The organism is Alkalihalobacillus pseudalcaliphilus (assembly GCF_028610675.1).
Classification (GTDB): Bacteria; Bacillota; Bacilli; order Bacillales; family Bacillaceae_D; genus Alkalihalobacillus; species Alkalihalobacillus pseudalcaliphilus.
Map to the genome: position 1 here is coordinate 136,597 of NZ_JAQQWS010000008.1, position 15,269 is coordinate 151,865.

Genomic DNA, 15,269 nt, shown 5'->3' on the forward strand with positions numbered 1-15,269 from the left:
TGGACATTTAGTTAAATGAGTTGATTTTGGAGGTCCATCTATGAATACGTATCATTTTATTGGAATAAAAGGGTCAGGCATGAGTGCACTAGCCCAAATTTTGCATGATATGAATCAACAAGTACAAGGTTCAGATGTTGAGAAGAATTTCTTTACACAAGTGCCGTTAGAGAAAAAAGGAATACCTTTATTGCCGTTTAATCCTGAAAATATTCAAGGGGGACAGACGTTAATTGCTTCTGCGGCTTATGGACAAGATCACCCTGAAATAAAAAAAGCACATGAATTAGGGATGGATGTGAAGCCATATCCTAAATTTCTAGGAGATTTCATATCTAATTTTACAAGTATCGCTGTAACGGGTTCACATGGAAAAACATCAACGACCGGGTTATTATCACATGTACTTGGAGCAAGCAAGCCTACATCTTATTTAATTGGAGATGGTACGGGTAAAGGTAAGGAAGACTCCGAGTATTTTGTATTTGAAGCTTGTGAGTATCGCAGACATTTCTTGAACTACAAGCCCGATTATTGTATTATGACAAATATTGATTTTGATCATCCTGATTATTTTAAAAATGTTGAGGATGTTTTTACCGCCTTCCAGGAAATGGCGATGCAAGTCAATAAGGCGATTGTCGCTTGTGGAGATGATCGTTACTTACAGGAAATGCATGCGAATGTACCTGTTGTTTTTTACGGCTTTAATTCAGACAATGATTTTCAAGCACGTAATCTTGAAAGAACGGATGTAGGGATGCAATTTGATGTCTATGTTCGTAATAACCTGTATGGAACGTTTATTGTACCTGGATTTGGTGAGCATAATGTTCTAAACGCACTAGCAGTTATCGCCATCTGTCATTATGAAAACATTAGTGCAGATGTGGTGGAGCCTCATTTAAAAACGTTCGCAGGTGTGAAGAGACGCTTTACAGAAAAGGTGATAGGTCAACAAATTTTAATTGATGACTATGCCCATCATCCAACTGAAATAGCTGCTACGATTCAAGCGACCAAAAATAAGTATCCTGATAAACAAGTGATCGCTGTGTTCCAGCCTCATACGTTTACAAGAACTAAAACATTCTTAACAGAATTTGCTGAATCACTTTCGAAAGCCGATCAAGTGTACTTATGTGATATTTTCGGATCTGCTCGAGAAAATCAAGGGCAGCTTACCATTCATGATTTACAAGAAAAAATCCCAGGCGCAAAGTTGATTGATGATGGTGATATGAGTGTATTACGCTCCTATAATCAAGGCGTCGTCTTATTTATGGGTGCTGGTGATATTCAAAAATATCAGCAAGCCTATGAAGAATTATTAACAGCACATTGATTGACAATACGTAAAGCGTAACGTCCAGGAGACCACTCCTACGTTACGCTTTATTTAGATCCTATGTATACTTAACAATTTAACGACCAGAAAAAAACCAGTTGAGTTGTATAAAATATGCGGATAGCTATTCGTCACTATTAAAAAACATACTCCGTATCCTATGAGTTACCTACAGTCCTTAACTGGTGACTTTTCATTCAAATAAATTTTAGTTATTGTTGTATGAGTGATTATTTGTACTTGATGTTAGCACATACCCAACGGGCGAGTCATGTGGAGACTGCCGTGGGGCGTAGTGGCAGGGCAGAAATCCAGCGGCGTAGCCGATTAGCTCAGCGCACGTGATTGTCGCAGAGCATGATTTTCGGTAGCGACGAGCAGACCTCCACATATCTCCCTCCGTACACTTTCATACAAAACCCACATGGCGAAGTCTGATTCACTTCGCCACCAACATCAAAATACGTAGCAATGAATCCGAGAGAACTGGCCGCCAATGCGGAGCAAATCAAAATACGTGGCAATGAAGCCGAAAAAAGAGAGGTCAATGCGGAGTAAATCGATATACGAAGCAATGAAGCTGGAAAAAGGACTGCCAATGCGACGTGAATGAAAAAGAGAGCACATCGCCTTTAGGATAACTTTCATACATAAATAAATCGTCGCTTAATTTTACATAAAATTGGGTTCGGTTATGAAATCTACATCCAATTGTGGTAGTATGGTGTATATAAATATTTTCCATAAGATTCATGTTAAGTTTGTAAAAAAATACTCAATTTTAAAGAAGGAATTACATTGCCTTAAAGCGAATTAAATTTTTATGATTTACCAAATGATAATCCTCAAATTTGGAAGTTTATTTTATTCAATCTAAGGGAATGACATTAATATGTAAGGAGGTGGAAGCTTGATCGAATTAGTATACATAAGTGCCCTAATTGTAGCAGTTGCTTTTGCAATTTTGGTCATTTATCTCATTAAAACGCTAAAATCTGCTAATCAAACTTTAGAGCATGTTGCGACGACCATTGCAAGTGTAGAAAAACAAATGAATGGAGTAACATCCGAAACAGAAAAGCTCTTGCAAAGAACGAATCAATTAGCAGACGATATTCAGCAAAAATCAGAATCATTAGACCCAGTATTTGCTTCCGTCAAAGAATTAGGTCAATCCTTTCAACAAGTTAATCAGTCAATTAAGCACGTGTCCCATACGATCACAACGAAAACAAATCAACAATCTGAGCAAATAGCTCAAGTGGTACAATGGGGACAGGTTGCTATTGATTTTTATGAAAAATTTAAAGCAAGAAAAAAAGAAAAAGAGCAAATCTAAGGAGGAATAAGAAATGGCAGAAATGAATACGAAAGACTTTTTAATTGGCTCATTAATAGGTGGAATCGTAGGGGCTTCCGCAGCACTTTTATTGGCTCCAAAATCAGGTAAAGAATTACGTCAGGATATTTCAGAGCAAGCTCACCTTGCTAAGGAAAAGACGAATGAATTTGCTACAAATGCTTATGAAAAAGGGAATGATTGGGCTAAATACGCGAAGGAAAGATCGAGCGAAATAGCTAACACGGTATCTGAACAGTCTTCTCAAGTTGTAGATAAAGTTAAAGATGTCGCGTCTAGTGTGCGTAAAGAAGCAGATGCAGTTAAAGATGATGTAAAAGATCTAGCAAGTGATTTAGCCGACGAAATCGAATCAGCAGAAGGCGAAATTTCTGAAAAAGTAAAAAAAGAAGTAGCTGATATTCAATCTAAAATTGAAGAAGTTGAAAAAAGTAAATAAATCGTATGAAGAGGTGGGTGGGGAAATTCCCCATCTCTAATAGGAAAAGCCGGTGAGAGTCTCTCACCGGCTTTTAAATGTATTCTTATTTAAGTGATAGTCAGGCTTATCTCATCACCTTCATAGACGGTTTCGGCAAAGCCAGTTTCGATCCCATTTTTACGTATTTCTATTTTACGGTTTTGCATTGGTGCGGTATCTATGTCAATAACGGCAAAGATATCTTGTAAAATAAAAGGTGTATCAGGTATTTCTTGCAGTGTTAAGTCATCATTGGGATATAGGAGCGAGGTTGCCTCAAGTTTTTCATTGCCTCTGAAAAATTGGTTTATATCCTTCGTGAGGACCGTTTTTTGTCCATTGAAATAAAGTGTCAGTTGTTTCTTTACGTCTACGTTTAAATGTTGGCAAACATTCGCTAAAGTCCATGTTACTTCATGTAAATCTTTTGGAATCATTAAGTGATCAAATGCTTTAACAGGCGTGTATAAATCTGCTAATTGGCCATTACAACGTAGTTCATAACCATGATAGAGCAGACGGTGGCTTTTACCATTTATTTTAATTTGAAGCTTCTCAAAAAAGTGCGGCTCCATATTTAGTGCTTGTAAAATGTCCGCTATTGTTTTGGGGTACGTAATAGAAATGGAATCACCATCTTGTAAAACATAATGAGCAGGTAATACTTGGTTATGTAAAGTAAATGCACCTGGTATGTTAACTTTCTCCCCATTAACTAGTAGAGGGTAGTTAGGCGTTCCACCATACATTTCCTCGATCGTAACGACTGCTTTTTTCCCGTCGTTTCCTCGCTTAACTACGATCTTATCATTAGCATAAATCGGGTCTTGTAAAGTTGTGATGTGATTATTCTTCATTAAGGTCGGTATTTCGCCAAGCTCACCAGGAATTGTCATCTTCTTATGGTCAATGGTAATAAATTGAGCAAGACCAGGTTTTCCATAAAGTTTAGAGATCTCTACTCCTGCTGATAAGAGAGCATCACCAACGGTTAAGTGTTTGATATCAAAGAGACGAAGCTTTTGTTCATTAACGCTTACACTTAGATATTCAATTGGATTTTCTTTTGCTGCAATCGCAATACCTATTGGTGTCACAAGCTCTGGACCTATATTTGCTGGAAGATGATCGCGATCGAGCTTCTGTATAGCGTCTATGCCACGAATGGCGACTCGATTCCTGGGAAGTCTCAGTTGGTCAGCTACATGTGTCGTCAATTCAGGCGTTAAACTACCACCTCCGACAAGCATAACTGCTTTGGGCGGCCTTCCATTTAGTTCAAGAATTTCATCACTTATCTTTTTAGCCAATTGACGAATGGGTGAGCGAATTGCTTGAATAATTTCATCTGCTTTATATTGAGTCTCAAAACCTAAAATATCATGTATAGAAATCGGTTCATTTGAACGGATCTGCCTTTTAACTGTCTCGGCTTCTTGGAAGTCTAATAAGAAATGATCACTAATGGCTTCAGTAATTTCATCGCCTGCACAAGGGACCATCCCATAAGCAACGACTGTATTTTCATCCGTGATGGCAATATCAGAAGTACCAGCACCAATATCTACTAAAGCGACGTTTAATCGGCGCATGGAAGATGGAATTAAGACATTAATCGCAGCAATTGGCTCTAAGGTTAGAGCTTCTAGCTCCAGTTCTGCACGTGATAAAGCTTGTATGAGTGATTCCACGACAATTTTGGGTAAGAAGGTGGCGATCACTTCAACAGTTGCTTCGGCACCATTTTGATCAATTAAACTGCCAATAACTTCTCCGTCGATTTGATAATGAATGACGGAATAGCCGACACAAAAATAATGAAGCGAGTCTTCTTTTTCTTCTATTCTTGCCAGCTCAAATTGTGCTTTTTGAACAGCACTTAATTCCATGTGCATGACATCTTCTTGTGTGAGCATTTGTTTTCCGGTTAATTCGTAAGAATAGGTGGCTCTTTTCGTTTTTAATGAACGTCCTGCAGCTGCAACGCAAACCCTTTCAAGTGTACCGTGTCGCTCCTCTAGTTTTTCTTTTACCTGTTGTATAACGGTTGCAACCGCAGGTATATCGTGAATTTGGCCATCAAGCATAGAGCGCTCTTTATGTTCAATTATTTCCATATTAATTAGTTGGAATTGCTCATCTTTTGGTTGTAATAATAAACCAACCACAGACCTTGTACCGATGTCGAGAGCAAATAACGGTGACTGCTTTCTCTCATCCATATGTCATCATGTCTCCTCTATAATTAGTCTTGCTATTATTTTACTAGATGAAGCTGGTATTGTGTGAAAAATTTGTTTTCGAGAAAAGATAAAATCAATTGATTTTTTTTAAAGTAAACTTTATACTGTTTAGAAATTGAAAGGTCATTTGATAAAAGTTCACTTTAGCACTTAAAAGCGTTTAATTAATAAAGAAAAAGTAGTGACAATGTTCTGCAAATGATCTATAATGACCGTAATCATAAATAAAGTAGTTGAGATGAGGGAGTGGAGAGTATGAGTCGTGATCAGTTAGAAGTGTTGCGTTCAGAGCTTGATGAGGTTAACTTGAAATTATTAGAGTTAATTAATAAACGAGCTGAAGTGGTTCAAGAAATAGGTCAATTAAAAGGGAAGCAAGGTGTCACGCGCTTTGATCCAGTGAGAGAGAGAAAAATGCTTGATCATATTGCCGATCATAATGAAGGACCTTTTGAGACTTCAACCTTGCAGCATATTTTCAAACAAATTTTTAAAGCGAGTTTGGAACTTCAGGAAGATGACAATAGCAAAGCTTTACTTGTCTCACGTAAAAAGAGACCAGAGAACACAATCGTCGATATTAAAGGTGAATTAATTGGTAATGGTGCTCAAAATCTAATTATTGGCCCTTGTGCGGTTGAGAGCTATGAGCAAGTTCTTACCGTAGCTAAAGCAATGAAAGCAAGGGGATTACGCTTATTACGAGGAGGAGCTTTCAAGCCAAGGACTTCACCATATGATTTCCAAGGGTTAGGGCTAGAGGGGCTACAAATTCTAAAAAAAGTCGCAGACGAATTAGACATGGCTGTTATTAGTGAAATTGTCAATCCTGCTGATATTGAAGTGGCTGTTGATTATATTGATGTCATTCAAATTGGTGCCCGCAATATGCAGAATTTCGAACTATTAAAAGCAGCGGGTTCTGTAGATAAGCCTGTTTTATTAAAAAGAGGTTTAGCAGCAACGATTGAAGAATTCATCCACGCAGCTGAGTACATTATCTCTAAAGGTAATGATCAAATTATGCTCTGTGAGCGAGGAATTCGTACGTATGAAAAGGCAACACGTAACACATTAGATATTTCTGCTGTTCCTATTTTAAAACAAGAAACGCATTTACCAGTACTAGTGGATGTAACGCATTCAACCGGTCGCCGCGATTTATTATTACCAACCGCTAAAGCCGCTTTAGCGATCGGAGCAGATGCAGTTATGGCAGAGGTGCATCCGGACCCGGCTGTTGCTTTATCAGATTCAGCTCAACAAATGAATATTGCTCAATTTAATACATTTTTAGATGAACTACAGCAATCTGGTTTATATAAAAGCGGTGTATTAAAAGGTTAAAATGGAATCAGCCCTTTCGAAGGGCTGATTTTTCCCGTATAATTGAAAGGGAATGAATGTAAATTTTATTCCTGATGAAAATTTATAAAAAACATATACTATGGAAGAAAAGACATTTAAATGAAGATAGGTCTAATTTAGGGGAAGCAATTTACATCACTTTTTATTGAAAATATTACGAAAGATGTCGATATAAGAAGTGTAAAGACATTGCGGACCTCCCCATTGTATACTATGATAAATGTTATTATACATAATTTATCTAGGCACGATTATAAAGGAGGATAACAGTGAATACGACAATATATGATGTAGCAAGAGAAGCAGGGGTTTCAATGGCCACTGTCTCACGTGTAGTGAATGGAAATCCGAATGTGAAGCCAACAACCAGAAAAAAAGTACTTGAAGCAATTGAGCAGTTAGGTTATCGTCCTAATGCGGTTGCTAGAGGACTAGCTAGTAAAAAAACGACAACGGTTGGTGTGATTATTCCGGATATCTCCAATATTTTTTTCGCTGAACTTGCTAGAGGAATTGAAGATATTGCCACGATGTACAAATACAACATTATTTTGTGTAATTCCGACCAAAATCAAGACAAAGAAATCCACCTCATCAATACTTTATTAGAGAAACAAGTGGATGGAATTGTGTTTATGGGTAGTCAAATTACCGATGAACATGTGCAGCAATTTAAGCTATCACCTGTTCCGATTGTATTAGCAGCTACGTTAGATGGCGATAAAGAAATCCCTTCTGTAAACATCGATTATAAGCAAGCCGCTTATGATGCGATTTCAAGTTTAGTTGAAAAGGGACATAAGCGAATTGGCATGTTATCAGGTACACTGGATGATCCTGTTAATGGCTTTCAAAAATTTGCAGGGTATCGTTCAGCTTTAGAGGATGGTGGCGCCTCATTTAATGAGGATTATGTCTTAGTTGGTGACTATACGTATGATTCAGGAATTGAAGCGATGGAGAAATTCTCGAAATTAAAAGACAAGCCTTCTGCGATCTTTGCTGCAAATGATGAAATGGCTTTAGGTATTATTCATGGTGCACAAGATCTAGGATACAAAATCCCTGAAGATTTTGAGGTAATTGGATTTGATAATACGCGATTGGCAACAATGGTCCGGCCTACATTAACTACTGTTGTCCAACCAATGTATGATATTGGTGCTGTATCAATGAGATTACTAACTAAGTTTATGAATAAAGAAGAGCTGGATAATCATATCGTCGTATTACCACACCGTATTGAATATCGAAATTCAACGAAATCATAACGATACAGTTACGTTCGGGCGGGGAGTGGAATATGAAAAAGTTTGATCTGATGACACCCATAGGATTATTTTTAGGACTGACGGTTCTTTTGATGGCTGTCATCGCAAATGCAGGTCCAAGCGGACTCGGTGTTTTTTTTGACTGGGCATCTGTTTTTATTGTGCTCGGTGGATTAATGGCAGCACTCGTTGTCAATTTTTCATTAAAAGAAATCTTAGTAGTCCCAAAAATGATGCTCGAGGTTTTCAAATCGAACGAGCAAGACATCAATGGTTTAATTGATACATTTGTTGAGTTATCTGGAAAAGCTAGAAGAGAAGGATTACTCGCATTAGAAGCTAGCCTTGATGAAGTAAATGACCGTTTCATTAAAAAGGGAATTTTACTTGCTGTTGATGGAATTGAGCAGGATGTTATTAAGGATATATTAATGGCAGAGGTTGTGGCGATGGAAGACCGTCATCGCCATGCTCGTTCCATTTTTGAGCGTGCTGCCGAATATGCACCTGCTTGGGGTATGATTGGTACATTAGTTGGACTAGTCTTAATGCTTCAGAATATGGAAGATCCAGCATCATTAGGTCCTGCTATGGCTTTAGCTGTTATTACAACCTTATATGGAGCTGTTTTAGCAAACCTAGTTTTCATTCCAATGGCAGCAAAGCTAGCTAACCGGACTGAGGAGGAAGTTTTTTTAAAGCAGATTATTATTGAAGGTGTCATTGGAGTACAATCCGGACAAAATCCCAAAATTTTAGAAGAGAAATTAAGTGCTTTTAATCGTCAATCAAAGAAAAAAGATGAAGAGATTGTGACTCAGCAAGGTGAGCAAAATGCTGAAGCGTAGAAAACAAGAGCCAGAACGTGGTGCACCAAAATGGATGATCACATATTCTGATTTGATGACGTTAATACTTGTCTTTTTTATTATGTTGTTTTCCATGTCAGCTATTGATAATCAAAAGTTTCAGGCTATGGCTGATTCTTTTAACCAAAGACAAATTTTTGAGTTTATGCCTTCGATGGTTGAGTTTGATTCATCTGGATCTGAAGCGAATGATGCGGAGTATACAGAGGAATTTGAAGATGATCAAGAAGTCAAGATGGATGAGCTATTACAAGAGGTTCAAGAATTTATTGAGAAAAATCAACTGTATGAGCATATCTCAGCAACAAGGGATGATCGAGGTGTTGTTTTAGTTTTACAAGAGCGATTAACCTTTGAATCTGGTGAAGCGAGTTTATTAGATGATGCCAAACCTTTCCTTGAGAAGGTGGGTACGTTAATAGAAGCTATTCCAAATATGATTAAGGTAGAGGGACATACCGATAATCGTCCTATTGCCACGCATCGATACCCTTCTAACTGGGAATTATCAGGAGCGAGAGCAAGTAGTGTTATTCGTTATTTTGTAGAGAATAACGAAGTGGAGGCGAATCGATTCTTAGCGACAGGATATGGTGATACGAGACCCGTCGTATCCAATACAAATGAAGAGAACTTGCAAATGAATCGACGCGTTGTCATTATCATTTCAGACCCAACCTTTGAAGAGGAAGAGACTTTTTAATGATTGATTTATTTGCTTTTAGGAAAGAGTGCTACTTGTTGATATGAGTAGCGCTCTTTTCTGTTTGTTAATAGGAAGAGCAAGCGTTGGTGAAGCTAATAATGGAGTTTACTTACCTTTTAATCGAAACTAGGGGTAGAAGGCACATCTCTTATCAAGGAGGTGCATCTTCAAACATATGAGTTGTGTTTTAGATAATTTTTTCTGATTTGAAACTTGTTCCTTTTAAGATGAGGAGAAAAGCGTTAAACTGTATAGGGAATACAGAGATAGATTATGTTATGGGGTGGTCAATGATGAAAATTGGGATAATTGGGGCAATGCATGAAGAAATTGAACAAATGAAAGCGGAGATGGATGTAAACCTTGAAACAAAAAAAGCGGGCGTTTTATTTTATGAAGGCTCCATGCTAGGTCATGATATTGTTTTATGCCAGTCAGGAGTAGGCAAAGTAAATGCAGCGCTTACCACTCAAATTCTTATTGATACCTTTGAGATTACTCATTTAATTTTTACAGGCGTCGCTGGAGGATTATTAGAAGAGTTAAATGTTGGTGATATTGTCGTATCGACAAGTGCAATGCAGCATGATATTGATGCGAGTGCGATTGGTTTTAAAAGAGGTCAAATTCCCATGTATGATGGTCCATCGGACTTTACTGCGGATCCTTTATTAGTCGACATTGCTGAGGAAGCGGCCCTAGAGCTTTCAGTTGCAGATGTTGTTAAAGGAAGAATCTTAAGCGGAGATCAATTTGTTGCTGACCGTGAGAAGGTCGTCGAATTAAGAGAAGAATTTGAGGGCGTATGTGTAGAAATGGAAGGGTCTGCAGTTGCTCAAGTTGCGGCTATGAACGAAATTCCATTTGTCATTATCCGCTCGATCTCTGATAAAGCAAATGGTGAAGCTTCGTTGTCCTTTGTAGATTTTACAAAGCTTGCTAGTAAGCAATCGCATGATTTTGTCTGTAAAATGCTTATGAAATTATCAGAGCGTTAATTAAAAAATAGGCCTCAAACCGAATGGGTTTAAGGCCTATTTTTATGAGTATTTTTCTCTCGACGAATATGATATAAGGCCTGCTCAAGTGTTTTTTGATTTTTTTCTGTTATTTCTGGCCGCCTTGGGATAGTTGGCATCTTTTTAGGTGAATCGAGCCAAGATTGTGGGAGAGCACACGGTGCCTTTTCTTGCCATTTATCAATCCAGCCTTTTGGAATCTCATCGTTAAAAACATGAGTTTGTTCGGTCATTTCTAGCCAAATGGAACCCCATGCTCTCGGTACTACGTCCCAAATATCATAACCGCCACCACCGACAGCAACCCATTTACCGCCACAGTATTCATGGGCTAATTGGTGAGCAATCTTTGGTATCAAGTGGAGTGATTTTAACGATACGGATAAATGAGTTAATGGGTCTTGAAAATGTGCATCAGCCCCATTTTGAGTAAGAATAACATCTGGTTTAAAAAATTCTACCGCTTCTTTAATAGCTGTTTCATACACATCTATAAAGGATTCATCCTCTGTAAAAGCATCTATCGGAACATTAATTGAATAACCGTACCCTTGTCCCGAGCCGATTTCGTTCGTCTGTCCTGTACCAGGGAATAAGTATCTACCCGTTTCATGAATACTTAAAGTTAAAACAGAAGGGTCGTCATAAAAAGCAAATTGGACGCCATCTCCGTGATGGGCATCCGTATCTATATAGAGGACCCTTGCTTGATAGTTCCTTTTTAAATATTCAATGGCTATGGCACTATCATTGTAAATACAAAACCCGGATGCTTTACCGCGGAACCCATGATGTAAGCCACCACCTAGATGCAGGGCATGTTGATACTGACCGGACATGACCGCTTCAACAGCAGTAAGCGTTCCACCAACGATTAATGCGGAAGCTTCATGCATTTGATTGAAGATAGGTGTGTCTTCCGTACCTAGGCCAAAGCTATAGGCCGACTCTTCATCTAGATTGCCTGCTCCCGCTTGCTTTACGGCCTCCATATAATCCGGATAGTGAATATAAGCAATTTCCTCATCTGAGGCCATTCTTGGAGCAATAATTAGGCTTTGTGGAATAGCTTGGAGTTCTTCGAGCAAATCATAGGTTAATTGCAAACGCATATGATTAAAAGGGTGATTGTCATGGAATCGATAGCCTAGTTGTTTGGGTGAATAAATAAAAGCTGATTTTGCGGTCATCTTTGTCCTCCTGGAATACTAGGCCATAAAACTTCAAATCCTGCTGTTTGAATCTCTTGAATGGCCCTCCTTGGATCAATGGTTTGAACCCTGAAAATAAGAATTTTATCCTGATTGTTTTCTTTACTTGGCCTAACGATCACACTAATGATATTAATACGATAATCTTTAAAAATAGAAGCAATTTCAGCAAGGACACCTAAGCGATTAGGTACTTTTATTTCAATATGAGAGCTAGGTTGGTGAGCACCTATTAACTCAGTGAGACAATAGAGTACTTCTTTTTGTGTAATGATTCCTACAAGTTTCTCATTATCAACCACAGGTAAACAGCCTACTCGGTGGGTATAAAAGGTTGATGACGCTTCTTGGATAAAATCTAAAGGGTGTGCTGTAACAACGTTTGTTGTCATAATGGCTGAAACCTGCTTGGATAAAATCTCATCCTCTTCCTTAGAAGAAAAGATGGATGGTCTTGCATCGCGAATGTCGCGGTCAGAAATAATACCTATCAGTTGTTTCTTTTGATTAATAATAGGGAGATGGCGGATTCTTTTTTCCTCAAGAAGTTGGATCGCATCTTGAATGGTAGCGCTTTCTAATAAAGTAATCACATTTTTTTGCATGATTTCTTCTACAAGCATTAAAGGTCACTTCCTTATGTGAGTTTAATACATAAATCGGTTTTGGAATCGTAGCTGATCAAATTCCTGAATGGTCTCAGGTTTGATATGTTTTCCGATACGGGCCATCAAACAATTAGCAGGGTGTGAGCTAATCTCTGGGTCATCTGTTGCAAACCAATATAAACCACCGGCATTCATCATTTTTTCCATCATTTTACGATACTCCCAAACATCTAGTCCACTTCCTTTTAAATCCCAATGCCAATAATATTCAGTTGTAATGACAATGTAATTTTCCATAAAAGGGTCTTGTGTTGAAAGGGCAAGGATCTTTTTGCCTGCTCCAATTCGACGATAGTCTGGAGCGATTTCAATGGCACCGAGTTCAATTAAATTTTCTAGTCCACCTTCAGACCAACGTTCAAGAGGATCTGGATAGTGAAAAGTGACATAACCAACGACCATATTACCGTCACGGATAATATTAATTCTTCCCTCAGGCAAATCAGCAATTTCTAAAATCGCTTCTTTTTGCTCCTTTACTGGACGGAATGATGTAAGGTCTTCGTGGAATTCATAGCCCTCGAGCCTATCTGAAGGAACGGGTCCTTCTAAGAAAATCGTTCTTTCTTGATAAGGGATTTCTAATGAGGCGTAGGTTTTAGGATGTTCCATAATTGTACGTAACCACCTTTAAACAAGCTTTTTAGCATCTTGATCTTATCATAACATAGGGAAAAGTGGTATTTTTCAGAAATTTAACTAAGGTTTAGTGACAATTCTTTGTCATAATCGAACATTTTAAATTGAATAAATTTTCAGGTTGTTATATAATAATGGTGAAATCTGAAAATAAGAGAGGAAGATGTCAAATGAAAATGCAAGCGCTTCCATCTGTAAGTGGAAATCATAACTTAAAAGACTATGATGAGGCTGCCCAAAACTTTAATTGGGAGGCAGTAACACAGAATTTCTCTTGGTATGAAACAGGAAAAGTAAACTTAGCATATGAAGCGATTGACCGTCATGCAGAAGGTGAAAAGGGGTCTAAAATTGCTCTTTATTACAGTGATGCTAAACGAGATGAATCGTTTACATATGAAGATTTGAAACATAATTCTAACAAAGCTGCTAATGTTCTTAAGGATGTTGGCGTAACGAAAGGTGACCGAGTATTTATTTTTATGCCGCGTTCACCAGAATTATATTTTGCTTTACTTGGAACGATTAAATTAGGGGCTATTGTTGGTCCGTTATTTGAAGCATTTATGGAAGGTGCCGTACGTGATCGCTTAGAAGATAGTGAAGCGAAAGTACTTGTTACAACACCGGCATTACTTGAGCGAGTGCCAGTTGGAGATTTACCAAACTTAGAAAAAATCTTAGTTGTCGATGATCAAGTTAAAGAGGATGATAAAGTCGTTGATTTCTTAGCACAATTTGAAAAAGCTAGCGATCAATTAGATATCGAATGGGTAGATTTAGAGGATCCATTAATTCTTCATTATACATCGGGTTCTACCGGTAAACCAAAGGGTGTCCTACATGTTCATAATGCAATGATTCAACATTATCAAACAGCTAAATGGGTTTTAGATTTAAAAGATGATGATATTTATTGGTGTACAGCTGATCCGGGCTGGGTAACAGGTACATCTTATGGAATTTTTGGACCGTGGCTTGCTGGAGTAACGAATGTTGTTAAAGGTGGTCGTTTTAGTCCAGACGATTGGTATGAGGCATTACAGCAATATAATGTAACGGTATGGTACAGTGCACCAACGGCATTTAGAATGTTGATGAGTGCAGGTGACGCTATTGTGAAAAAGTACGATTTATCAAACCTTCGACATGTAGCGAGTGTTGGTGAACCATTAAACCCTGAGGTCATTCGTTGGGGGATGAAAGTATTTGAAAAGAGAATTCATGATACATGGTGGATGACGGAAACGGGTGCTCAGTTGATTTGTAACTACCCAACCATGGAGATTCGTCCGGGATCTATGGGTAAACCAATTCCAGGTGTTGAGGCTGCGATTATTGACAACCAAGGTCATGTTTTACCTCCAAATCGCATGGGGAATTTAGCGATTAAAAAAGGTTGGCCGTCGATGATGAGAGCCATTTGGAAGAATGAACCTAAATATAATAGCTATTTCGAAATTGATGGCTGGTATGTCTCAGGTGACTCTGCTTATATGGATGAGGATGGTTACTTCTGGTTCCAAGGACGGGTTGATGATGTCATCATGACTTCTGGTGAGCGTGTTGGTCCATTTGAAGTAGAAAGTAAATTAGTCGAACATCCAGCGATCGCTGAAGCTGGTGTCATTGGAAAGCCTGACCCTGTACGTGGTGAGATTATTAAAGCATTCATCGCTTTACGTGATGGCTATGAAGTGACAGATGAATTAAGAGAAGAGATTCGTGTCTTTGTTAAAAATGGTTTATCTGCTCATGCAGCACCAAGAGAAATTGAATTTAGAGATAAGTTACCAAAAACTCGTAGTGGTAAAATCATGAGACGTGTCTTAAAGGCATGGGAGCTTGATTTACCAACAGGTGACTTATCAACAATGGAAGATTAAGAGATATACCGATAACCTGATGATAGAGCCTAGCTCTATCATCAGGTTTTTTAGTGTGAGAAGAATATGACTAATGCTGTTGTCATCCCGCTTTGAGGACAACCAAAACAGTAAAGGCCTCCGTAACAATTCGTTAAGGACCTTTTACGTCATTAAATGTCACAAAAAAAGCCACTGACAAGGTATGGAGTCCATGTCAGCGGCTTTTCTACTTTAAAAAT

13 protein-coding genes are annotated in these 15,269 nt (G+C 38.2%); 9 read left to right on the forward strand and 4 right to left on the reverse strand.

The genetic code is table 11. The annotated features are described in order from the left end of the window. The first annotated feature begins 40 nt into the window (after nucleotides 1–40). The 3 genes from murC (at nucleotide 41) to PQ479_RS16215 (ending at nucleotide 3,147) form a co-directional block, all read left to right on the forward strand. Nucleotides 41–1,345, forward strand: a complete 1,305-nt coding sequence (gene murC, locus PQ479_RS16205; RefSeq protein WP_047987525.1) for a UDP-N-acetylmuramate--L-alanine ligase — start codon at nucleotides 41–43, stop codon at nucleotides 1,343–1,345. Nucleotides 1,346–2,258: 913 nt separating this feature from the next. Continuing rightward, entirely contained in the window at nucleotides 2,259–2,687 is a 429-nt protein-coding gene (locus tag PQ479_RS16210) for a DUF948 domain-containing protein (protein WP_047987526.1), read from the forward strand. A gap of 13 nt (nucleotides 2,688–2,700) precedes the next feature. After that, nucleotides 2,701–3,147 carry a YtxH domain-containing protein gene (locus tag PQ479_RS16215; protein WP_047987527.1) on the forward strand — a complete coding sequence of 149 codons (447 nt, stop codon included), beginning with the start codon at nucleotides 2,701–2,703 and terminating at the stop codon, nucleotides 3,145–3,147. Between the two features lie 89 nt (nucleotides 3,148–3,236). Here PQ479_RS16215 and PQ479_RS16220 read toward each other — a convergent pair whose 3' ends face one another. Continuing rightward, a complete protein-coding gene (locus tag PQ479_RS16220; RefSeq protein ID WP_047987528.1) occupies nucleotides 3,237–5,390 on the reverse strand; it encodes a cell division protein FtsA in 2,154 nt (717 codons plus the stop codon). Nucleotides 5,391–5,666: 276 nt separating this feature from the next. Here PQ479_RS16220 and PQ479_RS16225 point away from each other — a divergent pair, with 276 nt between their 5' ends. The 5 genes from PQ479_RS16225 to PQ479_RS16245 all read left to right on the forward strand — a co-directional run bounded on the left by PQ479_RS16225 (nucleotide 5,667) and on the right by PQ479_RS16245 (nucleotide 10,623). After that, nucleotides 5,667–6,758, forward strand: a complete 1,092-nt coding sequence (locus PQ479_RS16225) for a bifunctional 3-deoxy-7-phosphoheptulonate synthase/chorismate mutase (protein ID WP_047987529.1) — start codon at nucleotides 5,667–5,669, stop codon at nucleotides 6,756–6,758. A gap of 290 nt (nucleotides 6,759–7,048) precedes the next feature. Continuing rightward, nucleotides 7,049–8,050 carry a catabolite control protein A gene (gene ccpA / locus PQ479_RS16230; RefSeq protein WP_047987530.1) on the forward strand — a complete coding sequence of 334 codons (1,002 nt, stop codon included), beginning with the start codon at nucleotides 7,049–7,051 and terminating at the stop codon, nucleotides 8,048–8,050. Between the two features lie 32 nt (nucleotides 8,051–8,082). Beyond that, complete coding sequence (gene motP / locus PQ479_RS16235; protein WP_047987531.1) at nucleotides 8,083–8,898, forward strand: flagellar motor protein MotP; 816 nt, start codon at nucleotides 8,083–8,085, stop codon at nucleotides 8,896–8,898. Beyond that, the gene (motS, locus tag PQ479_RS16240; protein WP_047987532.1) at nucleotides 8,885–9,622 is read left to right on the forward strand and encodes a flagellar motor protein MotS; all 738 of its coding nucleotides are present in this window, start codon (nucleotides 8,885–8,887) and stop codon (nucleotides 9,620–9,622) included. The genes motP and motS overlap by 14 nt, the downstream gene beginning before the upstream one ends. A gap of 296 nt (nucleotides 9,623–9,918) precedes the next feature. Next, nucleotides 9,919–10,623, forward strand: a complete 705-nt coding sequence (locus PQ479_RS16245; protein WP_069187703.1) for a 5'-methylthioadenosine/adenosylhomocysteine nucleosidase — start codon at nucleotides 9,919–9,921, stop codon at nucleotides 10,621–10,623. A 29-nt stretch (nucleotides 10,624–10,652) separates the two neighbouring features. On the opposite strand, the gene PQ479_RS16250 is transcribed toward PQ479_RS16245, so the two are convergent. Genes PQ479_RS16250 through PQ479_RS16260 form a run of 3 tightly spaced genes read right to left on the reverse strand, consistent with a single transcriptional unit; the run spans nucleotide 10,653 to nucleotide 13,135 of the window. Further along, nucleotides 10,653–11,834: an acetoin utilization protein AcuC gene (locus PQ479_RS16250; protein ID WP_047987534.1), complete on the reverse strand. Its 1,182-nt coding sequence runs from the start codon at nucleotides 11,832–11,834 to the stop codon at nucleotides 10,653–10,655. Further along, nucleotides 11,831–12,478, reverse strand: a complete 648-nt coding sequence (locus tag PQ479_RS16255) for an acetoin utilization AcuB family protein (protein WP_047987535.1) — start codon at nucleotides 12,476–12,478, stop codon at nucleotides 11,831–11,833. The genes PQ479_RS16250 and PQ479_RS16255 overlap by 4 nt, the downstream gene beginning before the upstream one ends. A gap of 24 nt (nucleotides 12,479–12,502) precedes the next feature. Beyond that, nucleotides 12,503–13,135, reverse strand: a complete 633-nt coding sequence (locus PQ479_RS16260; protein ID WP_047987536.1) for a GNAT family N-acetyltransferase — start codon at nucleotides 13,133–13,135, stop codon at nucleotides 12,503–12,505. A 197-nt stretch (nucleotides 13,136–13,332) separates the two neighbouring features. Here PQ479_RS16260 and acsA point away from each other — a divergent pair, with 197 nt between their 5' ends. Further along, nucleotides 13,333–15,048: an acetate--CoA ligase gene (gene acsA, locus PQ479_RS16265; protein ID WP_047987537.1), complete on the forward strand. Its 1,716-nt coding sequence runs from the start codon at nucleotides 13,333–13,335 to the stop codon at nucleotides 15,046–15,048. The last annotated feature ends 221 nt before the right edge of the window (nucleotides 15,049–15,269 follow it).